Raw genomic sequence first — 3,554 nt, 5'->3', positions numbered from 1 at the left:
GCAATACAAGGACGCCGACGAGACGCTGGCGCAGATGGGCATGGCTCCCAACCGCAAGGCTGGCCAGGTCAATCTTCCCTTGCGCGCAGCCTGAAACCCGGCATGCCGGCGCGGCGCCGCGCGCCGTGCCGGCACCTTCAACCTGACTTAACACTCCATGGCGAACGCCGGGAAGCAGGCCTTCCCGGTCAAAACAAAAACGGCCCGCCGCGCGCCCGCGCGCATGACGGAGCCCACGCCGCACATCGGAGGAGACAATCTTGGATATTCATTGCATCAAGCCGGCCCCTTGCGGCGTCACGACCGCTCCGGCCACCTCGCGCAAGTACGCGTGGATCGTATTCGCACTGACCTTCGGTCTGCTGCTGTCGGACTACATGTCCCGGCAGGTTCTGAATGCGGTGTTTCCCCTGCTGAAACTGACATGGGGACTCAGCGACACTCAACTGGGTTCGCTCAGCGGCGTGGTCGCCCTGATCGTCGGTCTGCTGACCTTCCCCCTCTCGGTGCTCGCGGACCGCTGGGGCCGCGTGCGCAGCCTCATCGTGATGGCGGCGCTTTGGAGCTTCGCCACGCTCGGCTGCGCCATCGCGACCAGCTACGGCGAGATGCTCGTCGCGCGCGCGCTGGTGGGCCTCGGAGAGGCGGCATACGGCAGCGTAGGCATCGCACTCATCCTCAGTATTTTCCCGCCGCACCTGCGCTCCACGCTCACCGGCGCCTTCATGGCCGGCGGCGCGTTCGGCTCGGTGCTCGGCATGGCGCTCGGCGGCTTTGTCGCCGTGCACTTCGGCTGGCGCATGTCGTTCGCCACGATGGCGGCCTTCGGTATCGTGCTGGTCATCACCTACGCGATGATCGTCTCGGAGAAGCGCGTTGCAGCGCGCTATCCGGACGGCCGCGCTGCGGAGCAGCATGCGAGCGGCATGCGCACGAGCCTGCGCACGCTGCTGGCGGGCCTCTTTTCGACGGTCTCGGTCGTTTGCGCGTATGTCGGCAGCGGACTGCAGCTCTTCATCATGGGCGCCGTGATCGCGTGGATGCCCAGCTTCCTGAATCGCTACTACGCGCTGCCCGCGGACAAGGCGGCTGCGGGCGCTGCGGTCTTCGTGCTGCTGGGCGGGGTCGGCATGGTCGTCTGCGGCATCGTCACGGACCGGATCTGCAGGAATGCTCCGTCGCGCAAGTGGATCACGGCTGTCGCCTATTGCCTGATCTCGTTCGTGTTGCTGTCGATCGGCTTCCGGCTCGACGCAGGCGCATTGCAGCTCGTACTGCTCGGCGCGGGCATCCTCGTCGTTGCGGGCACATCCGGCCCGGCGGGGGCGATGGTGGCGAATCTCACCCCATCGGCGATCCATGCGTCCGCATTCGCGACGCTGACGCTCGCGAACAACCTGCTCGGTCTCGCCCCCGGTCCGCTCGTCACGGGTGCGATTGCCGACCGGATCGGTCTCCTGGGCGCCCTGCAGATCATTCCTCTCGTGAGCGTCGCGGCGATGATCGCGTTCGCCATCGGCAAGTCGCGGTATGCGCGTGATTTGAGCCGCATCGATGCACTGCGCGGACAAGCTGCGAAACAATGAGCTTCACAGGAACGCCTTTCATGACCTCTACCTCAACGCCCACTGTCCTGATCGTTCCTGGGCTGCGTGATCATGTCGAAGATCACTGGCAGACCCTGCTCGAACGCAGGCTCCCGAATGCGCGCTCGGTGCCCCCGCTCGAGCGCGACAAGCTGAACTGCGCGGCCCGCGTCGCCGCGCTCGATGCGGAACTGGCCCGGATCGACGGCCCGGTCGTGCTCGTCGCGCATAGCGCGGGCGTCATGATTACCGTGCACTGGGCACGCTTTCACCAGCGTGAGATTCGCGGTGCCCTGCTCGCGACGCCGCCCGATTTCGACGCGCCGATGCCGGAAGGCTACCCGACCCCGGACATCCTGCACGAGCACGGCTGGATGCCCGTTCCGCGCACGCGCCTGCCGTTTCAGAGCATCGTCGCCGCCAGCACCAACGATCCGCTCGCCCGCATCGAGAGCGTCGCAAAACTTGCGCACGCGTGGGGCAGCCGCTTCGTCAATGTCGGAGCGGTCGGCCATCTGAACCCCGCTTCGGGGCACGGCGAATGGCCGCTCGCCGAGGAACTGGTGGCTGAACTGAGCCTCGAATGCAGGATCTGAGACAGTCCGGGTCCGCATCATTTCGAAGACGCCTGCACCAACATCATCCCTTTACCGGAACACCATCAATGTCTGATTACGTACAAAACGGCTCGCCAGCGAAAGGCGCCATCACCATCGAACCCAAGTCGGATCTGAACGCTGACGCAGTGTCAAGCAAGCGTTCCAAGGAATCGCCGGCAGCGGCCGCGCGGACCTGGGCGTGGGGGAAAACCCACGAACCCTATGACTGGATGGACGCGCATACCCCCTCCAGCGACGTGACCTCGTGGCGTTGAAACGAGGAAAACGCGGCGAATGATTCCCGATTGAACCGTTGCAACGGAAAGCTCTCCTGCACCTCGAAGTCATGAGGGCATCACGCCGCGTCGCTCACGCAAGAAATACCTCACGCCCTTTGTGCAGCCCCTGCCAAGGGGCGTCTGCGTATGCGACATCTCTAACAGGCAGGCCGCGGCAATCCTGCCAGTTCACGAACAAGTCAGAGCGTTGCAGTGCGCAACGCGCCTCGGACTTGCGCCAACCGGCTTCGAGTTCGCCCGACCGTTTTCAGGCGCCGTTTCAGACGCCGTCCACTAACGCGGCCTTCAGCGCCGCGAGGCGTGGCGGTCATCGGGAGAAGTCCGCCGCAATCGCGCAGCGGATCAGACTCGCGGCCTGATTCGAATCACCCGCGTGCGTCAAGCCCCTCCCTCCGCGAGAGGGTTGCACGAAGCGTCTCTGCACTACGATGCAAGCACGTTCACTCGAACACCAAACCCGGCGCGAAGGATGCCACGTATCGCCGGTTACCCGCGATGCGCGCCCAAGGAACAAGGAAATGACGCGAAACATACCGATTGCCCGTGCTGACGCCCTGGATTCCGGCTCGCGCATGCTCGCAACCGTCAACGGCCGCAGCATCGTGTTGTTCAATATCGAGGGTGTCGTCCACGCAATCGACAATGCATGCCCGCACAACGGCGCTTCGATTGCGAGTGGCCGCCTCGACGGCCATGTATTGCAATGCCCGGCGCATGGCTTGCGCTTTAACCTCGTGTCGGGGTGCCTCGTCGGCGTGCCGGGTTTGTGCCTGACGAAGCTTCCCGTCGAAACTATCGACGGCGAGCTGACGGTGCGAATCGACGAATGACCGATACCGCGGCTGTCAGGCTGCGGGTCACGAACGATCATGTCAGAACCAGTCGGCACCGCATTGCAATGAATCCGCGACCCGGCGTCAGTCGACATCCCCGGGTCAGTCCTTGCGGGATACTGCCATCCAAATGGAGCTTGAATTGAATATGTCTGAACAACAACACGCCAGCGCAGGAGCAGCATTTCGCGCGGCCGTGGAGCAGGGACAGCCGCTGCAGGTGGTCGGTGCGATCAC

At 64.4% G+C, this 3,554-nt stretch carries 4 protein-coding genes; all 4 read left to right on the top strand.

The window, feature by feature from the left end:
* Positions 1-266: 266 nt before the first annotated feature.
* Positions 267-1,586, top strand: coding sequence for an MFS transporter (locus tag BG61_RS37895; protein WP_035932216.1), 1,320 nt, complete (start codon positions 267-269; stop codon positions 1,584-1,586).
* Positions 1,587-1,606: 20 nt separating this feature from the next.
* Positions 1,607-2,182 carry an RBBP9/YdeN family alpha/beta hydrolase gene (locus BG61_RS37890; protein ID WP_035932202.1) on the top strand — a complete coding sequence of 192 codons (576 nt, stop codon included), beginning with the start codon at positions 1,607-1,609 and terminating at the stop codon, positions 2,180-2,182.
* A 68-nt stretch (positions 2,183-2,250) separates the two neighbouring features.
* Entirely contained in the window at positions 2,251-2,460 is a 210-nt protein-coding gene (locus BG61_RS42600; protein ID WP_129572153.1) for a hypothetical protein, read from the top strand.
* A gap of 542 nt (positions 2,461-3,002) precedes the next feature.
* Complete coding sequence (locus BG61_RS37885) at positions 3,003-3,314, top strand: Rieske (2Fe-2S) protein (protein ID WP_035932208.1); 312 nt, start codon at positions 3,003-3,005, stop codon at positions 3,312-3,314.
* Positions 3,315-3,554 lie beyond the last annotated feature (240 nt).

Source organism: Caballeronia glathei, assembly GCF_000698595.1.
Classification (GTDB): domain Bacteria; phylum Pseudomonadota; class Gammaproteobacteria; order Burkholderiales; family Burkholderiaceae; genus Caballeronia; species Caballeronia glathei.
The sequence above is the reverse complement of the archived record's forward strand: the minus strand, read 5'-3'. Positions and strand labels throughout refer to the sequence as shown.